Source organism: Pseudomonas sp. 8Z, from assembly GCF_902506535.1.
Taxonomy (GTDB): domain Bacteria; phylum Pseudomonadota; class Gammaproteobacteria; order Pseudomonadales; family Pseudomonadaceae; genus Aquipseudomonas.
This window is the reverse complement of record NZ_LR733826.1, coordinates 28,818-44,841: the sequence shown is the minus strand read 5'-3', so window position 1 is coordinate 44,841 and position 16,024 is coordinate 28,818. Positions and strand designations below refer to the sequence as shown.

At 61.9% G+C, this 16,024-nt stretch carries 13 protein-coding genes; 10 read left to right on the top strand and 3 right to left on the bottom strand.

The genetic code is table 11. The features are described from left to right. The first annotated feature begins 371 nt into the window (after nt 1–371). Nucleotides 372–647: a hypothetical protein gene (locus tag AERO9A_RS09545; protein WP_159971717.1), complete on the top strand. Its 276-nt coding sequence runs from the start codon at nt 372–374 to the stop codon at nt 645–647. Between the two features lie 100 nt (nt 648–747). On the opposite strand, the gene AERO9A_RS09540 is transcribed toward AERO9A_RS09545, so the two are convergent. Together AERO9A_RS09540 and AERO9A_RS09535 are read right to left on the bottom strand one after the other, a co-directional pair. Continuing rightward, on the bottom strand, nt 748–2,400 hold the full coding sequence (locus AERO9A_RS09540) for a BCCT family transporter (RefSeq protein WP_159971716.1): 1,653 nt from the start codon (nt 2,398–2,400) through the stop codon (nt 748–750). A gap of 183 nt (nt 2,401–2,583) precedes the next feature. Then, nucleotides 2,584–4,251: a BCCT family transporter gene (locus AERO9A_RS09535; protein WP_159971715.1), complete on the bottom strand. Its 1,668-nt coding sequence runs from the start codon at nt 4,249–4,251 to the stop codon at nt 2,584–2,586. Nucleotides 4,252–4,531: 280 nt separating this feature from the next. On the opposite strand from AERO9A_RS09535, the gene cls reads away from it, so the two are divergent. The 9 genes from cls (at nt 4,532) to AERO9A_RS09490 (ending at nt 14,729) form a co-directional block, all read left to right on the top strand. Further along, entirely contained in the window at nt 4,532–5,977 is a 1,446-nt protein-coding gene (cls, locus tag AERO9A_RS09530) for a cardiolipin synthase (RefSeq protein WP_159971714.1), read from the top strand. Between the two features lie 176 nt (nt 5,978–6,153). Further along, nucleotides 6,154–7,029 (top strand): 4-hydroxy-tetrahydrodipicolinate synthase, encoded by an 876-nt coding sequence (gene dapA, locus AERO9A_RS09525; protein WP_159971713.1) that lies wholly within the window; start codon nt 6,154–6,156, stop codon nt 7,027–7,029. A gap of 14 nt (nt 7,030–7,043) precedes the next feature. Further along, nucleotides 7,044–8,204: an iron-containing alcohol dehydrogenase gene (locus AERO9A_RS09520; RefSeq protein ID WP_159971712.1), complete on the top strand. Its 1,161-nt coding sequence runs from the start codon at nt 7,044–7,046 to the stop codon at nt 8,202–8,204. Further along, the gene (locus tag AERO9A_RS09515; protein ID WP_159971711.1) at nt 8,201–9,451 is read left to right on the top strand and encodes a four-carbon acid sugar kinase family protein; all 1,251 of its coding nucleotides are present in this window, start codon (nt 8,201–8,203) and stop codon (nt 9,449–9,451) included. The genes AERO9A_RS09520 and AERO9A_RS09515 overlap by 4 nt, the downstream gene beginning before the upstream one ends. Continuing rightward, a complete protein-coding gene (gene pdxA / locus AERO9A_RS09510) occupies nt 9,444–10,466 on the top strand; it encodes a 4-hydroxythreonine-4-phosphate dehydrogenase PdxA (RefSeq protein WP_159971710.1) in 1,023 nt (340 codons plus the stop codon). Before AERO9A_RS09515 ends, pdxA begins: the two co-directional genes overlap by 8 nt. Nucleotides 10,467–10,519: 53 nt before the next feature. Beyond that, entirely contained in the window at nt 10,520–11,935 is a 1,416-nt protein-coding gene (locus AERO9A_RS09505; RefSeq protein ID WP_178111124.1) for a sodium:solute symporter family protein, read from the top strand. After that, nucleotides 11,922–13,046 (top strand): exo-alpha-sialidase, encoded by a 1,125-nt coding sequence (locus AERO9A_RS09500; RefSeq protein ID WP_159971708.1) that lies wholly within the window; start codon nt 11,922–11,924, stop codon nt 13,044–13,046. The genes AERO9A_RS09505 and AERO9A_RS09500 overlap by 14 nt, the downstream gene beginning before the upstream one ends. Nucleotides 13,047–13,222: 176 nt before the next feature. Further along, nucleotides 13,223–13,909, top strand: a complete 687-nt coding sequence (locus tag AERO9A_RS09495) for an SDR family NAD(P)-dependent oxidoreductase (protein WP_159971707.1) — start codon at nt 13,223–13,225, stop codon at nt 13,907–13,909. A 52-nt stretch (nt 13,910–13,961) separates the two neighbouring features. After that, nucleotides 13,962–14,729 carry a DeoR/GlpR family DNA-binding transcription regulator gene (locus tag AERO9A_RS09490; protein WP_159971705.1) on the top strand — a complete coding sequence of 256 codons (768 nt, stop codon included), beginning with the start codon at nt 13,962–13,964 and terminating at the stop codon, nt 14,727–14,729. Nucleotides 14,730–14,772: 43 nt separating this feature from the next. On the opposite strand, the gene AERO9A_RS09485 is transcribed toward AERO9A_RS09490, so the two are convergent. Beyond that, nucleotides 14,773–15,981, bottom strand: coding sequence for a PepSY domain-containing protein (locus AERO9A_RS09485; protein ID WP_159971704.1), 1,209 nt, complete (start codon nt 15,979–15,981; stop codon nt 14,773–14,775). Nucleotides 15,982–16,024 lie beyond the last annotated feature (43 nt).

Here is a 16,024-nt window from a genome sequence, read left to right as displayed (position 1 = left end):
TCCTTATCCCTTCTGGGTTACCTGGCGTTCAGGCGCGTGCAGAGCCCGCCCAGGAGGGTGAACGGAGTCGTCGTGGAAGAGGTTGAGCGACAGGATGTCGCGAGAGCCACGGAGGGCCATGGATGGCCCATCGTGGCGGGCCTCTGGAGCGGCGATGGAGTGAACGAACCCTCGCGTAGCGAGGGCCGGATGAACGGGCGGAAGGGTTTGGTTACTTTGCCCGCAAAGTCACTCGCCCGGGAGGGCGAAACCAAAAACATCAGCAAAAACGCGGCAATCCGGAACAGACACCCGAACAACCAGCAAGCCAACACACAAGGGACTGTCAGTAATTTTGTGTTCGGGCATCACATGCGTTTAAGGTGCATGACATGCCTAGCAAAAAGACCCCGGCCATCAAGGCCAAGAAAGAGCTGCCTGAGATTCCTAAGGAGCTGGTCGAACATCTTTTGCTTACTTTTCTTTGCGCACTTCAAAGAAAAGTGAGTCGCCCGAAGGGGCGAAACCCGGAATCACTGAACACACAGCAGCGGCGTCCAGAACACCCAACAAGCCACCACCCAACACACAAATTTGCCAATCCGGTATCAATCAAACAGCCCCTGCTAGCCCACGCCATGCACCAAGTCTCCAGCCTTGAGCAGTGACGCTCATCCATGCTCAACGCCCATAAACGACAACGCCCCTATCCTGAGATAGAGGCGTTGCATCAGACCAAGGCCACCGATAGCGGCATCAGCTTACTGCTTAGCGCGGTTCGCTCATCAGCCCTTTGACGATCGCCACGCAGCCGACCAGCAGCACGATGGTAAACGGCAGACCGGTGGACACCGCCATGGCCTGCAGGGCCACCAGGCCACCGCCGAGCAGCAGCGCAACGGCCAGCGCGCCTTCCATGATCACCCAGAACACCTTTTGCGAAGCCGGTGAGTTGATCTTGCCACCAGCGGTGATGGTGTCGATCACCAGCGAACCGGAGTCCGACGAGGTGATGAAGAACAGCACGACCAGGACGATGGCAGCGAAGGAGCTGATGGCGCTGATCGGCAACTGATCGAGCATGACGAACATCTTCAGCTCCAGCGCAGCCTGGCTCAGCTCGCTCAGGCCACCCAGGGCCTGATGCAGCGCAGTGCCACCGAAGGTACTCATCCAGATCACCGAAACCAGCGACGGTACCAGCAGTACGGCTGTGAGGAACTCACGCACGGTACGGCCACGGCTGACGCGGGCGATGAACATGCCCACGAACGGCGACCAACTGATCCACCAGGCCCAGTAGAACGCCGTCCAGCCCTGGCTGAAGTTGGCGTCTTCACGGCCAACCGGGTTGGCCAATGCGGGCAGGTATTGCAGGTAGGCTCCGAGGTTATCCAGCACACCGGTAAACAGCAGCGCGGTAGGGCCAACGACGAGCACGAATGCCAGCAGCGCGAAGGCCAGCCCCATGTTTACTTCGGAGAGAATCTTCACGCCTTTGTCCACACCGGCCAGCACCGAGCACAAGGCGATCAGGGTTATCACGGTGATCAACAACACCTTGGTGGTGGTATCGGCGGGCAAGCCGAACAGCGCGTGCAGACCAGCGGTAGCCTGCTCGGCCCCCAAGCCCAAGGAAGTCACCAGACCAAACAAGGTAGCGAACACCGCCAGGATGTCGATGATGTGGCCCGGCCAACCCCAGACGCGCTCGCCGAGCAGCGGATAGAAGATCGAACGAAACGACAGCGGCAAGCCCTTATTGAAGGCAAATAGGCCCAACGCCAGCGCTACGATGGCGTAGATCGCCCAGGGATGCAGGCCCCAGTGGAAGATGGTAGCGGCCATGCTCAGGCGCACGGCCTCAGCAGAATCGCCCGCGGCAGCCCCCAGCGGCGCCCAGTCGGTTCGCGCGCCATTGGCATCCACGGCTGTCCCCCCCAGGGCAGTGCCGTAGTGCGACATCGGTTCGGCGACGCCGTAGAACATCAGGCCAATGCCCATACCTGCCGCGAACAGCATGGCGAACCAGGAAAAGTACGAGTAATCGGGCCGCGCCAGCGTGCCGCCAAGGCGTACTCGACCCAGCGGAGAAACGATCAGCCCCAGACACAACAGCACGAAGATGTTGGCCGAGCCGATAAAAAACCAGGACAGGTGCACCGTCAACCAGTCACGCACGGCCTTGAACAACGGCTCCACCTGCTCGTGCATGGCCAGCGCCAAGGTAACGAAGATCAATGCCGTCACAGCCGAGATCAAAAAGACCACGCCATGAATATCGAGATTGACTACATAGCGACCACGGATGTTGTCCTGGCCAACCACATAGTCAGTATCGATGAGGTTGGCGGCGCCACTCGGGGCGGGAATACCGTCTGCGGTTGAGTCGTTTTTGCGCGATGCGGGGCCTTGGCTCAAGGGACTGCTCCTTCTTTTTTATTCGCGAGCGATGCGACAAGCGCCGCTGCCATAAGCGGAGGCTGACGCTATCAGAAGGAAAATCAGACCTACGCTGCGCAAACGCCGCAGGCTTTCTCATTAACGACCCGGCATAAAAAAGCGCGCCCATGGCGCGCTCTTGTCAGTGGCGTGCAACGCCTATCAGCGCGGCTCGCTCATCAGGCCCTTGATGATGGAGATGCAGCCCACCAACAGGACTACGGTGAATGGCAGGCCGGTGGAAACCGCCATCGCCTGCAGCGCCACCAAGCCGCCGCCGAGCAGCAGAGCGATGGCGATAACGCCTTCGATGCTGGCCCAGAACACGCGCTGCGGCACAGGCGCGTTGACCTTGCCACCAGCGGTGATGGTGTCGATCACCAGCGAGCCGGAGTCCGACGAGGTGATGAAGAACACCACAACCAGCACGATGCCGATAAACGAGGTGATGCTGGTCAGCGGCATCTCGCCAAGCATGCTAAACAGCTTCAGCTCAAGACCGGCATCCTGCGCGCCGGTGAAACCATCGGCCAACACTTGGTGAATGGCCGTACCACCGAAGGCGGTCATCCATAACACCGATACCAGCGACGGCACCAGCAGTACGGCAACCAGAAACTCACGCACGCTACGGCCACGACTGACGCGGGCGATAAACATACCCACGAACGGCGACCAGCTAATCCACCAGGCCCAGTAGAAGGCTGTCCAGCCCTGGCTGAAATTGACGTCTTCACGCCCCACCGGATTGGCCAACGCGGGCAGGTACTGCAGATAGGCGCCGAGGTTCTTGAAGAAGTCGGTGAAAATCACCAGGGTCGGCCCCGCGATGATGACGAACAGCAGCAGCGCCAGGGCCAGCCCCATGTTGATTTCCGACAGGCGCTTGACCCCCTTGTCCAGGCCGGCGACGACCGAGGCCAGGGCGATCAGGGTAATGGCGACAATCAACAGCACCTTGGTGGTATCGGTCGCTGGGATGCCGAACAGGTACTCGACACCTGCAGCCGCCTGCTCCGCACCGAGGCCCAGCGAAGTGACCAGACCGAACAGCGTGGCGAACACCGCGAGGATATCGACGATATGCCCCGGCCAGCCCCACACCCGCTCACCGAGAATCGGGTAGAAGATCGAGCGAATCGACAGCGGCAAGCCCTTGTTGAAGGAGAACAGCGCCAGCGCCAGCGCGACAATGGCGTAGATCGCCCAGGGATGCAGGCCCCAGTGGAAGATGGTCGCGGCCATGCCCAGGCGCACGGCCTCTTCGGCATTGCCCTGCGCGCCGCCGAGCGGCGCCCAGTCGGTTCGCACGCCGTCGTCGCCGACAGTGATGCCAGCCATTGCCGAGCTGTAGTGCGACATCGGCTCGGACACGCCATAGAACATCAAACCGATGCCCATACCCGCAGCGAACAGCATGGAGAACCAGCCCATGTAGGTGTAATCGGGCGTCGCATCCTTGCCGCCGATACGCACCTTGCCCAGCGGCGAAACGATCAGCCCTAGGCAGAGCAGGACGAAGATATTGGCGGCGCCGATAAAGAACCAGGCCATATGGTGGGTGAGCCAGTCGCGTACACCGCTGAACAGCGGCTCGATCTGGTTCTGCAGGGCCAGGGCGAGGATCACGAAGATCACGGCCACCAGAGCAGAAATGGTGAAAACCTTGCCGTGGATATCCAGAGAGAAAACGAACTGCCCCTGAATATTGTCCTGACCGATAACGTAATCGGTGTCGATCAGGTTGGCCTCACCGGTCGGTGCCGGGATGCCTTCTTGCGTTTGGGCGGCAGATGGCGGGGTCGTGTCATGCGAAGGGGCGTTTCCCATACGTGGCGTACTCCTTGATGTGTTTTGGCTCACTGGCCAAGCGTGAACAGGACGAATGCCCTCCAATAGAAACCGACCGACAAAAGGGTCGAACGGGTAAGAGTAACACATGAATTTCGCTCACCCAGAAATCAAGACACGTGAACGCCCCGAATAATTCCCTAGTCGATGGCCACTCGCCTGTCTCTGCCATTTACCCAGACGCCCATGGCAGGATGATTGCGAACGCCACACAAACCCCGTGGTCAGCTACACACAGCCCGTGCAAAGGAAGACCGGCATGCCTACGGACTTCGGCATTCCCCACCTGTTCGCCTACCTGATCGCCGCCACTCACGTGCTCGGCGTACTGGCCGCCATACATGCCGTGCTCACCGTTCGCACCGCACAGGGCGCACTGGCCTGGGGCCTGTCGCTATTCTTCATGCCCTACCTGACCCTGCTGCCCTATCTGGTATTCGGTCGCAGCCGTTTCGATGCCTACGTCAAGGCCAGACGCCGCGCCGACAAACAAATGCACCAGGCAGTCGCCGCACAGGACTGGCGCCCCTGGGTCGAGCAAGCCAAAGCCGCCCACCAGTCACCGGCCTATCAACGCCTTGGTGCCCTGCCGCGTCTGTCGTCTCAGCCCGGCCTAAGCGGCAACCATGTGCAGTTATTGATCGACGGCGAAGCCACCTTCAAGGCGATCTTCGAAGCCCTGGCCAACGCCCAGCAGGTGATCCTGCTGCAGTTCTTCATCATCCGTGACGATGCCCTCGGCAGGCGCCTGCGCGACGTACTGCTGGAGCGCGCCGCCGCTGGCGTGCAGGTACACGTGCTGTACGACGGCGTCGGCAGCCACGCGCTGAGCAAAACATTCATTGCCAGCCTGCGCCAAGGCGGCGTGCAGATGCATGACTTCCCGACCCGTGCCGGGCTGCTCAATCGCTTCCAACTGAATTTCCGCAACCATCGCAAAATCGTCGTGGTCGACGGCGAAATCGGCTTTCTCGGCGGACTCAACATCGGCATCGAATACCTCGGGCAAAAACCGCCACTGGCGCCCTGGCGCGATACCCATGTGCAAGTGCGCGGCCCGGTGGTGGCGAGCCTGCAGGAAACCTTCGCCGAAGACTGGTACTGGGCCTGCCGCAAGCTGCCGCCACTGCTGCTGCCCAGCCTGCAGGACGACCCCGGCCTGCTCTGCCAGATGATCGCCAGCGGCCCGGCCGACGCCCAGGAAACCGCCTCGCTGATGTTCGTCGAAGCGATTCACGCCGCACGCCAGCGCGTATGGCTGAGCAGCCCCTACTTCGTCCCCGACGAAGCCCTGTTCGCCGCCTTGCGCCTGGCGGTGATGCGCGGCGTGGACGTACGCCTGCTACTACCGGCACGCCCCGACCACCGCATCGTCTACGCCGCCTCCAGCCTGTATGCCTTCGAAGCCCTGCGCGCCGGCGTGCGGATCTTCCGCTACCAGCCGGGCTTTCTGCACCAGAAAGCCCTGCTGATCGACCATGACGCCTGCATCCTCGGCAGCGCCAACCTGGACAACCGTTCCCTGCGCCTGAACTTCGAGGCCAGCCTGCTGATCGTCGACACCGGCTTCAACACCCAGGTCGCCGCCATGCTGGAAGACGACTTCAGCCGCTCACGCGAGCTGGTCAATGCCGACCGGCGCAACCTGCACCGCCTGCAGCAGCTCGGCATGCGCGTGGCGCGGCTGATCTCGCCGATCCTCTGAGCCCCCAAACCTTCACCTCGTGACAGCAGCCATAGCGCGGCAATCGCGAGGCATTCAAGAAGGATCATTTCGATCATAAACGCCCGTTTGTCGCAAACGAATGACGATTCATTTGATCGAATCAATCACTAAGTGGTATTCATTATGACCACAACAATCATAAACCAGGATACGCCATGAAATTCCACGGTATCGTCCCAGCCCTCGTCACCCCCTTCAATGCGGCTCAAGAAGTCGATGAAGCTGCGCTTGTCGCACTGATCGAAAGCCTCATCGCCGCGGGCGTACATGGCCTATTCGTACTGGGCACCAATGGCGAGTTTTTCGCCCTGTCTGATGCGGAGAAGGTGCGTATCGCCCGCTTGACCGTCGAAATTGCTAACGGTCGCGTGCCGGTAATCGCCGGTACCGGCGCCTTTGCGACTCGCGACGTGATCGAACTGAACAAAAAAATGAGCGATGTGGGCGTTCAGGCCCTATCGGTCATTACCCCGTTCTTCAATGCGGTCAGCCAAAGCGAGCTGATCAATCACTACCAGCGCATCGGCGACGACTCCGACCTACCGATCATGCTCTACAACATCCCGGCTAAGACCGGCATGTCCATTGGCATCAGCGCCGTCGCCACGCTCTCGCAGCACCCGATGATCAAAGGCATCAAGGACAGCGCCGGCAACTTCGACAGCCTGGTGCAAATGATGCGTTACCGCAGCGATGACTTCGCCGTGTTCGCAGGCACCGACTCGCTCATTTACTGGAACCTGCTGGCAGGCGGCGACGGCGCAGTGGCAGCAACGGCCAATGCCGTGCCCGGCGTGTTCATGGAAATCTGGAACCAGTTCCAGGCCGGTAACCACGAGGCAGCCCGCGCCGCTCAAGAAATGCTTCGCCCTCTGCGCGACGCCTTCGTGCTGGGCACCATGCCATCGGTACTAAAAAAGGCCACGGATCTGCTCAACGTACAGGTAGGCCCCTGCCGCGCCCCCACAGCCAATCTCGATGAACAGACCGTCCACAAGCTCGAAAGCTTGCTGGCTGTCTATCGCCACTGAGCCGGAGGATTGCCATGTACCACTTTCAGACCGTCAAACATATCGTCCACGGCCCGGACAGCCTAAATACGCTGGGCGACAAGCTGGCCCTGCTCGACACACCGCTGCAACGCGTGGTGCTGGTCACTCAGAATGCCATGCACCGGCTGGGCGTCACCGAGCGGGTAATCGCTCAACTGCAAGCTCAATCAATCGCCGTCACCGTGGTCGATGACGTCGAGATCGAGCCGACGCTGGAGAATATCGAAGGTGTCTTTCGCCGCGCCGTAGCACCCGCCGCGCCGGATGCTCTGATCGCCATTGGTGGCGGCAGCGTGCTGGACGCCGCCAAGCTGTTCGCCGTGCTGCTGACCAACGATATGCCGCTGCGCGACATGCTCGGCATCGACAAGGTGCCCAATGTCGGCGCGCCCATGGTGCTGGTGCCGACCACCTCGGGCACCGGCTCGGAAGTCACCCCCAACGCCATCGTCACGCTGGCGGACGAGGAGCTGAAAATTGGCGTGGTCAGCCGACATCTGCTGCCGACGCTGGTGATTCTCGATGCCATGCTGACCCTCGGCCTGCCCAAACCGATCACAGCCGCCACCGGCATGGACGCTTTCACCCATTCGCTGGAGTCGTTCATTTCCACCAAGGCCAACCCCATCAGCGACACCTTCGCCCTGGAGTCGATGCGGCTGATCGCCGGCAGCATTGTCGAAGCCTATCAACAGCCTGAATCGGTACAGGCCCGCAGCGACATGCTGCTCGGCTCGATGTATGGCGGCCTAGCCCTAACTGCGGCAGGCACTGCGGCTGTGCATGCTCTGGCCTACCCACTGGGCGGCAAATTCCACGTCACCCACGGGGTGGCCAACGCCATGCTGTTACCGCACGTCATGGCCTTCAACCTCGATAGCTGCGCCACGCGCCTGAAGCGTGCCGCGTGTGTCTGTGGCCTGGCGCACGAGTCCGACGGCGACGAGGTCGCGGCGCGCAAACTGATCGAGCAGATCAGCGCCTGGACCGCCACCCTGGATATTCCGCAAAACCTGCGCGATTTCGGTGTGGCCGAAGAGCATCTGGCGGACATGGCCGTGGCCGCGTCCAAAGTCACCCGACTGATGACCAACAACCCCAAAGCACTCAGCCTGGACGACATTGAGCAGTTGTATCGGTGCTTGCTGCCATGAAACGGCCACTGCTGGTGATCGCTGACGACCTCTCCGGCGCAGCCGACTGCGCCGCTGGCTTCGCCCGTTATGTCGCGACCGAAGTGCTGCTGGATCAAGACAATGCTCACCGCCCACAAGCGGTCACAGCGCTCGACCTCGACACCCGGCGCTTGCCACCCGAGCAGGCTGGACAGCTTAATCGCGCCGTGGCCGACAGCGTCATCTTTGCTGGCCATGCCCTGTACAAGAAGGTCGACTCGACCTTGCGCGGTAACATCGCCAGCGAAGTCACTGCACTGCTGAGCAAGGGCATGGCATTGGTCGCACCGGCATTGCCGACCATGGGCCGAACCACCCTAGGCAGCGTGCAGTACGTCGATGGCGTTGCCGTGGATCGCAGTGATCTGTGGCGCAACGAGCATCTCAGCGGCACTGCCAATCTGCTCGAACTGTTCATCGCCCAGAACCTGCGCTGCGCCGCCCTGGGTCTGACAGATGTGCGCGCCGGTAACCTGCCCGAACTGCTGGCCGAGCATCTGCACAAAGGCACTCAGGTGCTGGTATGCGACGCACAGTTGGACAGCGATCTGCAGACCCTGGCGCAGGCGTCGGTCAAGCATAGCGACGCGCTTTTCTGGGTCGGCAGCGCAGGCCTGGCCCAGCATCTACCGGCAGCGCTGGCGCTTGTGGAAAGGCCAGTCGCCACCGCCCCAAAAAGCAATGGCCCCGTGCTAACGGTAGTCGGCAGCATGTCACGCCATTCCCAGGCCCAAGCAGCCCTGCTGGCTGAGCGCAGCGGCCAGCATTGGCAGCGGATCGCTCCGCAACTCTTGCTGGACGCCAATGCCCAGGCAGAGCGTGAAGCCTTGAGCGCACACCTGGCGCAATACCTGGCCACCGGCAGCGATCTGCTGATCAGCCTCGATCAGCACGAGCGCAATCCAGCCCAGGCGGCTCTGCTCGGTGCGCCCCTGGGGCAACTGCTGCTGCCCGCTATCGAGCAGGCCGGTGCACTGATCGCCACGGGCGGAGAAACCGCCCGCGCACTGCTCAAGGCTGCCTCCCTCAACACGCTGCGCCTACATGGCGAGCTCGCCCCTGGCGTGGTGCTGTCGAGCACTCAGCAGCACGACCGTGAGCGGCCCATCGTCACCAAAGCCGGCGGCTTCGGCCAGCCGGAAACCCTGTACCTGGCTTGGTCTTGCCTGCACGGCGCCAGCCATTGCCAACCCCTCTCCGATAAACAGGAAGCGCACCATGTCTGAACGCCCCGTAATCGGCATCACCCTGGGCGATGCCGCTGGCGTAGGCCCGGAAATCATCATGAAGTCCCTGGCCCATGACAGCGTCTACGCCATGTGCCGACCATTGGTCATCGGCGACGCCAGACGTCTGGCCGATGCCAACCGCATCGTCGGTGGCAGCTTGCAGGTCAACGCCATCGAGCACCCTCATCAGGCGCGTTTCCAGCCTGGCGTGGTGGACTGCATCGACCTCAACCTGATTCCCGATGACCTGCCCTATGGCCAGCTCTCGGCGATTGCCGGCGATGCGGCCTTTCGCTACATCGAGCGCACCGTACAACTGACTGAAGCGGGCGAGCTCGACGCCATCTGCACCGCACCGCTGAACAAGGAAGCGCTGCACGCTGGCGGGCACATCTTCCCTGGCCACACCGAGATGCTGGCGCACCTGACCGGCATCGAAGAAGTGTCGATGATGTTGATGACCCCCAACCTGCGGGTCATCCACGTCACCACTCACATCGGCATCATCGACGCCATCGCCCGTATCGAACCGGGTCTGGTACGCCGCACCATCGAACGTGCCCACGAGACGCTGGTGCGCGCCGGTATCGATAACCCACTGATCGCGGTGTGTGGCATCAACCCTCATGCCGGAGAGAACGGCTTGTTCGGCTACGGCGAAGAGGCCACCAAGATTCAACCCGCCATCGACGAATTACGTGCCCGAGGCTGGCGGATCGAAGGGCCGCTGCCGGCCGACACACTGTTCTTCCGCGCGGGCCGTGGCGACTTCGATGCCGTCGTCGCCATGTACCACGACCAGGGCCACGGCCCGGTGAAAGTCATGGGCCTGGAGGCCGGTGTCAACGTCACCATCGGCCTGCCGGTAATCCGCACTTCGGTCGACCACGGCACCGCCTTCGACATCGCCGGCAAGGGTATCGCCGACGAACGCAGCCTCATCGAGGCTCTGCGTCAGGCCGTGGAATTGGCCACCCGTAAACGCAAACACACAACCCCCACACACGCTTGAGTCACCCGGAAATTCCTCACGCAAGCCCCAGACAAAAACAATCGGAGCGAATGATGGAAACCTTCAACACCCAAGGTACCGTGATCATCATAGGCATGGTGATCGTCTACATCCTGTTCACTTCCTGGCTGACGATGCGTATTCGCAGCAAGAACAGCGAACAATATATGGTCGCCTCACGCAGCATGCCTGCATTCATCGTCGGCATGCTGATGATGTCCGAGTACATCGGCGCCAAATCCACCATCGGCACGGCCCAGGCAGCGTTCGAGAGTGGTATGGCCGCCTCCTGGGCCGTGGTCGCCGCCGCTATTGGCTTCCCGCTGTTCGGCCTGTTCATGGCCAAGAAGCTCTATAGCTCAGGCGAATACACCATCTCCGGCTTCATCGAGCGCAAGTACGGCTATGCGACGAAGCTGATGGTGTCGGTCATCATGATCTATGCCCTGCTGCTGGTGAACGTGGGGAACTACGTCAGCGGCGCAGCGGCCATCTCCACGGTCATGCACATCAACCTGCCCACCGCCGCCTTCATCACCGCCATCGTCAGCACCCTCTACTACGCCTTCGGCGGTATGAAGAGCGTGGCCTACATCAGCGTCCTGCACACGGTAGTGAAATACATCGGCGTACTGATCGTGCTGTGGCTGGCGATCAAACTCAGTGGTGGTTTCGACAACGTCTATCAGAGCCTGCCGGAGCACTACTTCACCTGGGACGGCAAGATCGGTGGTTCCAAGGTCATGGCCTGGATCATCGGCACTATCGGCGCAATCTTCTCTACCCAGTACATCATGCAGGCGATCAGCACCACCAAGAGCCCTAAATCGGCACGCAATGCCGCGCTCTGGGCCGGCCTGATGTGCCTGCCAATCTCCATCGCCCTGGGCCTGATCGGGGTCATTTCCAAATACCTGCACCCGGACATGAACAGCCTCTACGCCCTGCCCGTGTTCCTGCAATCGATGAGTCCCTGGCTGGCTGGCGTGGTCACCATCTCGCTGGTTGCTTCGGTATTCGTCGGTGTGAGCACCGTGGCCCTGGCGATCAGCTCCCTGGTCGTGCGCGACTTTTACGTGCCGATGTTCAAGCCCAACGCTGAACGCGAATTTCAGATGACCAAAGTAATCAGCCTGGTGATTGGCTTCCTGCCGCTGATATTCGTGTTCGCCGCCCCCGAGATTCTCAACCTGTCGTTCTTCACCCGCGCCCTGCGTCTGTCGATCACCGTGATCGCTTTGGTGGCCATCTACCTGCCGTTGTTCGCTACCGGTCGCGGCACCGCCATCGGCCTTGGCGCATCGACCATTACGACCAGCCTGTGGTACCTGCTGGACAACCCCTACGGTATCGACAACATGTACATCGCTCTGCTCACCCCAGCAGTGGTCGTTTGCATCGAACGTCTGCTGCCACGCAGCAACAAGGCCGACACCCATGCTTCGGAGGTTCCCAATGCCAACTCTTGAACAGCGCCAAGACGCCTATCTGCCCACGCCATATGCGCAAAACCACGCAGCCAACCTGCATGAGCTGGCCGATGGCAGCCTGCTGTGCACCTGGTTCGCCGGCACTCAGGAAGGCATGGCCGATATCTTCGTCCTGCTCTCGCGCCGTGATGCAGCAACCGGCATCTGGAGCGCGCCACAGAAGATGTCGGACGATGCAACCCGATCGGAGCAAAACCCCATTCTGTTCCAAGCACCCGGAGGCCCACTGTGGCTGATCTGGACGGCGCAGATTTCCGGCAACCAGGAGACCGCTATCGTGCGCCACCGCCTCTCCAAGGATGGCGGCCTTAGCTGGGGGCCAATCGAGACGCTATTCGATGAAGTGGGCACCTTTGTGCGCCATCCGCCAGCGGTGCTGGACAACGGCGACTGGGTATTGCCCGTGTGGTACTGCATCACCCACCCCGGCGAAAAATGGATCGGCAACCACGATGTCAGCGCCGTCATGATCAGCAGCGACCAAGGCCGCACCTGGAGCCGCCACGACGTGCCGCAGAGCACCGGCTGCGTACACATGAACGTCCATCAGATGGCCGACGGCACGCTGCTCGGCCTGTTCCGCAGCCGCTGGGCCGATCACATCTACGCCAGCCGCTCGACGGATCGTGGCCGCAGTTGGAGCGTACCGACGCCCACCGAGCTGCCGAACAACAACTCCTCGATCCAGTACATTCGCCTGGCCAGCGGCGAACTGGCGCTGGTCTATAACCCGATCAACGCCGAAGGCATTGCCGAACGCCGCGCCTCGCTGTACGACGAGATAGAAGACGAAGGTGATGAGCGCATCACACCCACCACCAATGCGGATGGTCGCGGCGCGATCTGGGGTATTCCGCGTGCCCCCATGAGCCTGGCGATCTCAACCGATGACGGCCATAGCTGGCCAGTACGCCTGGATATCGAACTGGGAGATGGTTTCTGCATGACCAACAACTCCCAGGAGAAACTCAACCGCGAGTACTCCTACCCGAGCATCATCCAGGCTCGTGACGGCAGCCTGCATGTGGCCTTCACCTACTTCCGGCAGAAGATCAAGCACGTGCACATCCCTCTGGCGGCTATCCGCTGAACACAACAGGCGCCCTAGCAAACAGGGTGAACACATAGCCAGCAAAACGGCTGAAAACGCTCAGACTTTCCGCGTTGCAAGCGGGCATTCGAGCGGGCTAGCACCCCCCAGCCGTTTTAACGCAGCATGGCCGCTTCCCCCCTCGGCTACGGCGCCCTTTTGTCTGGAGATTTTCGATGAGCAATTCTCAGCGCCGCGCTCTGGTTACCGGCGTCAGCTCGGGCATCGGCGCGGCCATCGCCCTGCGCCTGCTGGCTGACGGCTGGCAGGTCATCGGCATGAGCCGCCGCACACCAGACCTGCAGCACCCGAACCTGAGCTGGGTCGCAGCCGACCTGGCCGACCCTGCATCGCTGAACGATGCCCTGCAACACATCCCCACACTCGATGCCATCGTGCACGCTGCGGGGTTCATGCGTACCGCGCCACTGGGTGAACTGCGCTACGAGGATGGCGCCGCCATGTGGCAAGTCCACGTCAGCGCCGCCACACAACTGGTCAACGGCCTGCTTGACCGCCTGCAAGCGCCGGGACGTATCGTCATGATCGGCAGTCGCACCATGTATGGCGCGGCCGGCAGAAGCCAATATGCCGCCACCAAAGCGGCCCTGATCGGCTTGGTGCGCTCCTGGGCCATCGAACTGGCGCCGCAGGGCATCACCGTCAATCTGGTGGCCCCCGGCGCCACCGAAACACCAATGCTCAATGATCCGGCCCGCCAGGGCACACCACCACGCCAACCGCCCATCGGGCGCTTCATCCAGCCCCGCGAAGTGGCCGCCATGACCGCCTTCCTGCTGGGCCCCGATGCCGGCGCGGTGACTGGCCAGCAACTGGTCATATGCGGTGGCGCCTCACTGTGAGTAGGCGCCATGCTAAGTGGTACAGTGCACGGCCTCTAGCAGGAGCAACACCATGAAAGTCGCCAAACGCCACCAGGCCATTCTCGAACTGGTGCTCTCGAACAACGGCAACGTCAACGTAGACACCCTGTGCAGCTCACTTGGCGTATCCGAAGCCACCATTCGCCGCGACCTGACCTCACTCGCCGAGCAAGGCGTGATCATGCGGACCTACGGCGGCGCTGCGCATATCGGCAAGCATGCCCCTGAACCCTCACTGGAAGAGCGCAGCAGCCATTCCAGCCTGGAGAAGGAACGAATCGCCCGCGCCGCACTGGCCCACGTGCAAGACAACGACACCATACTGCTTGACAGCGGCACCTCAACCGCCAGCCTGGCCAGACTGCTGCACGAACGCACAGGGCTGCACGTGATAACCAACAACCTGCTAGCACTAAGCGCCCTGCATGAGCTGCCGCAAGGCCGGGTGACCGTGCTCGGCGGCGACCTGCGCCTCGGCAGCATGGCCACCTTCGGCCCAGCGACCATGGCCATGTTGGAGCGCCTGAGCGCCGACAAAGTCTTCGTCAGTGCCGATGGCGTAGTGGCAGGTCGCGGCCTATGCGAAGCGAGCGCCAGCCAGGCCTATCTCAAGGAACTGATGATCCGCCAGGCAGCGGAGGTCTTCGTGCTCGCCGATGCCAGCAAACTGGGGCGCGACCAGCAACAATACTGGACGCCAATCAACACCCATTGGACGCTGATCAGCACGGGTAGCAACGAACAGTTGGGCGATTTCGAGGGCGATCCACGGATAACCCTGGAGCGTCTACCCAACTGAACAGAGGGCCAGGAGACACATCCCCAGGGCCGGCCTACACGCGTTACTGCACTAATTGCGCCGCCCCCTGACGGCGCGCGCTCAACACCCGCGAGCGACGCTTCTTCGCCCAGATCACCAACCCGGTCAGCGACAGGCCGGCCACCGCCAGGCCCAGCAGCGAGACCAGGATGCGCCCCGGCAAACCGATGATGCGTCCCGAGTGCAGCGGGAACTGCGCCTGCAGGAAGATATCCCCAGCACTGCCGCTACCCGGTACATGCGCGCCTGCCAACTCGCCGCTGCGGCTGTCGACATAGATCCACGGATTGCCCAGACCGGCATCGCCGTGATCTTCGCCCGGCGCGTAGAAGCCGACGCCGTAGACGCCAAATTCGGCAGAGAGGAACAAGCCACCCGGCGGCGCCTGCCAACCCAGGCGCTTGGCCTCGGCAGCGGCAATCGCGATGGCCTCGCGGCGGTCGATCTGCGGCACGACCTGCTCGTCCAGCGTGACCGGTGTACGGCTGGCGAAAGGGCTCGGCGTCAGCGTCGAGAAGCGCTCCACCAACGGCCGCACCACCTGATTTCCGAGGTTCATCGACACCGAGGTCACCGCCATGATCAGCAGCAACAGCCAGATCCACACGCCACCGGAACGGTGCAGGTCGAAGTTCAGCTTGTAGCCGCCCTGGCGCCAACGGAAGGCCAGCGACTTGCGCCAACTGCGCCAGTTGGGGAACGACAGCCACAGCGCCACGAGGCAGTCCAGGCACCAGACGATGGCGACGATACCGAACAGCAGTACGCCCAGCTCGATGCCGAAGCCATCCGGGATGTGCAGGCTGTAGTGCAGCTTGTAGAGAAACGGCAGCAGGTTTTCCCGGCTCAGGGAAATCACCCCCCACTCGCGCTGGCCCTGCACCTGCGCCGTCACCGGGTCGATGCCGAGCTGGTTGAAACCAAGCTCGTAAGCCTTGCCGGTAGCCGGATCGACGCGCGGATCGACAAAGATGTTCAACGCATGGCCCGGCTCCAGCGCCAGCGACATGAAGCTCACCTGCAAACGTGGATCGCGCGCCTCCAGCGTGTCGACCAGTTGCAGCGGGTCCTGGCTCGGCCCTTGGCTTTGCGCATCGAACAGGTGCGGATTGAGCCACTCATCGAGCTCGTGATCCCAGGAAATGATCGCGCCGGTCAGACCGGCGGTGAACAGGAACAAAGCAATGAACAGGCCGCACCAGCGGTGCAGCATGACCAGAATTGGGCGCATGACAGTCTCTCGTCGAGCAGCCAGGGCGCTAGAAAGGCCCGTT

Excerpts from the sequence above, each read along its gene's own strand:
- cls (WP_159971714.1), top strand. The coding sequence starts at position 4,532 with ATGCCTACGGACTTCGGCATTCCCCACCTGTTCGCCTACCTGATCGCC.
- AERO9A_RS09520 (WP_159971712.1), top strand. The coding sequence starts at position 7,044 with ATGTACCACTTTCAGACCGTCAAACATATCGTCCACGGCCCGGACAGC.
- dapA (WP_159971713.1), top strand. The coding sequence starts at position 6,154 with ATGAAATTCCACGGTATCGTCCCAGCCCTCGTCACCCCCTTCAATGCG.
- AERO9A_RS09545 (WP_159971717.1), top strand. The coding sequence starts at position 372 with ATGCCTAGCAAAAAGACCCCGGCCATCAAGGCCAAGAAAGAGCTGCCT.
- AERO9A_RS09485 (WP_159971704.1), bottom strand. The coding sequence starts at position 15,981 with ATGCGCCCAATTCTGGTCATGCTGCACCGCTGGTGCGGCCTGTTCATT.
- AERO9A_RS09490 (WP_159971705.1), top strand. The coding sequence starts at position 13,962 with ATGAAAGTCGCCAAACGCCACCAGGCCATTCTCGAACTGGTGCTCTCG.
- pdxA (WP_159971710.1), top strand. The coding sequence starts at position 9,444 with ATGTCTGAACGCCCCGTAATCGGCATCACCCTGGGCGATGCCGCTGGC.
- AERO9A_RS09535 (WP_159971715.1), bottom strand. The coding sequence starts at position 4,251 with ATGGGAAACGCCCCTTCGCATGACACGACCCCGCCATCTGCCGCCCAA.
- AERO9A_RS09505 (WP_178111124.1), top strand. The coding sequence starts at position 10,520 with ATGGAAACCTTCAACACCCAAGGTACCGTGATCATCATAGGCATGGTG.
- AERO9A_RS09495 (WP_159971707.1), top strand. The coding sequence starts at position 13,223 with ATGAGCAATTCTCAGCGCCGCGCTCTGGTTACCGGCGTCAGCTCGGGC.
- AERO9A_RS09515 (WP_159971711.1), top strand. The coding sequence starts at position 8,201 with ATGAAACGGCCACTGCTGGTGATCGCTGACGACCTCTCCGGCGCAGCC.
- AERO9A_RS09500 (WP_159971708.1), top strand. The coding sequence starts at position 11,922 with ATGCCAACTCTTGAACAGCGCCAAGACGCCTATCTGCCCACGCCATAT.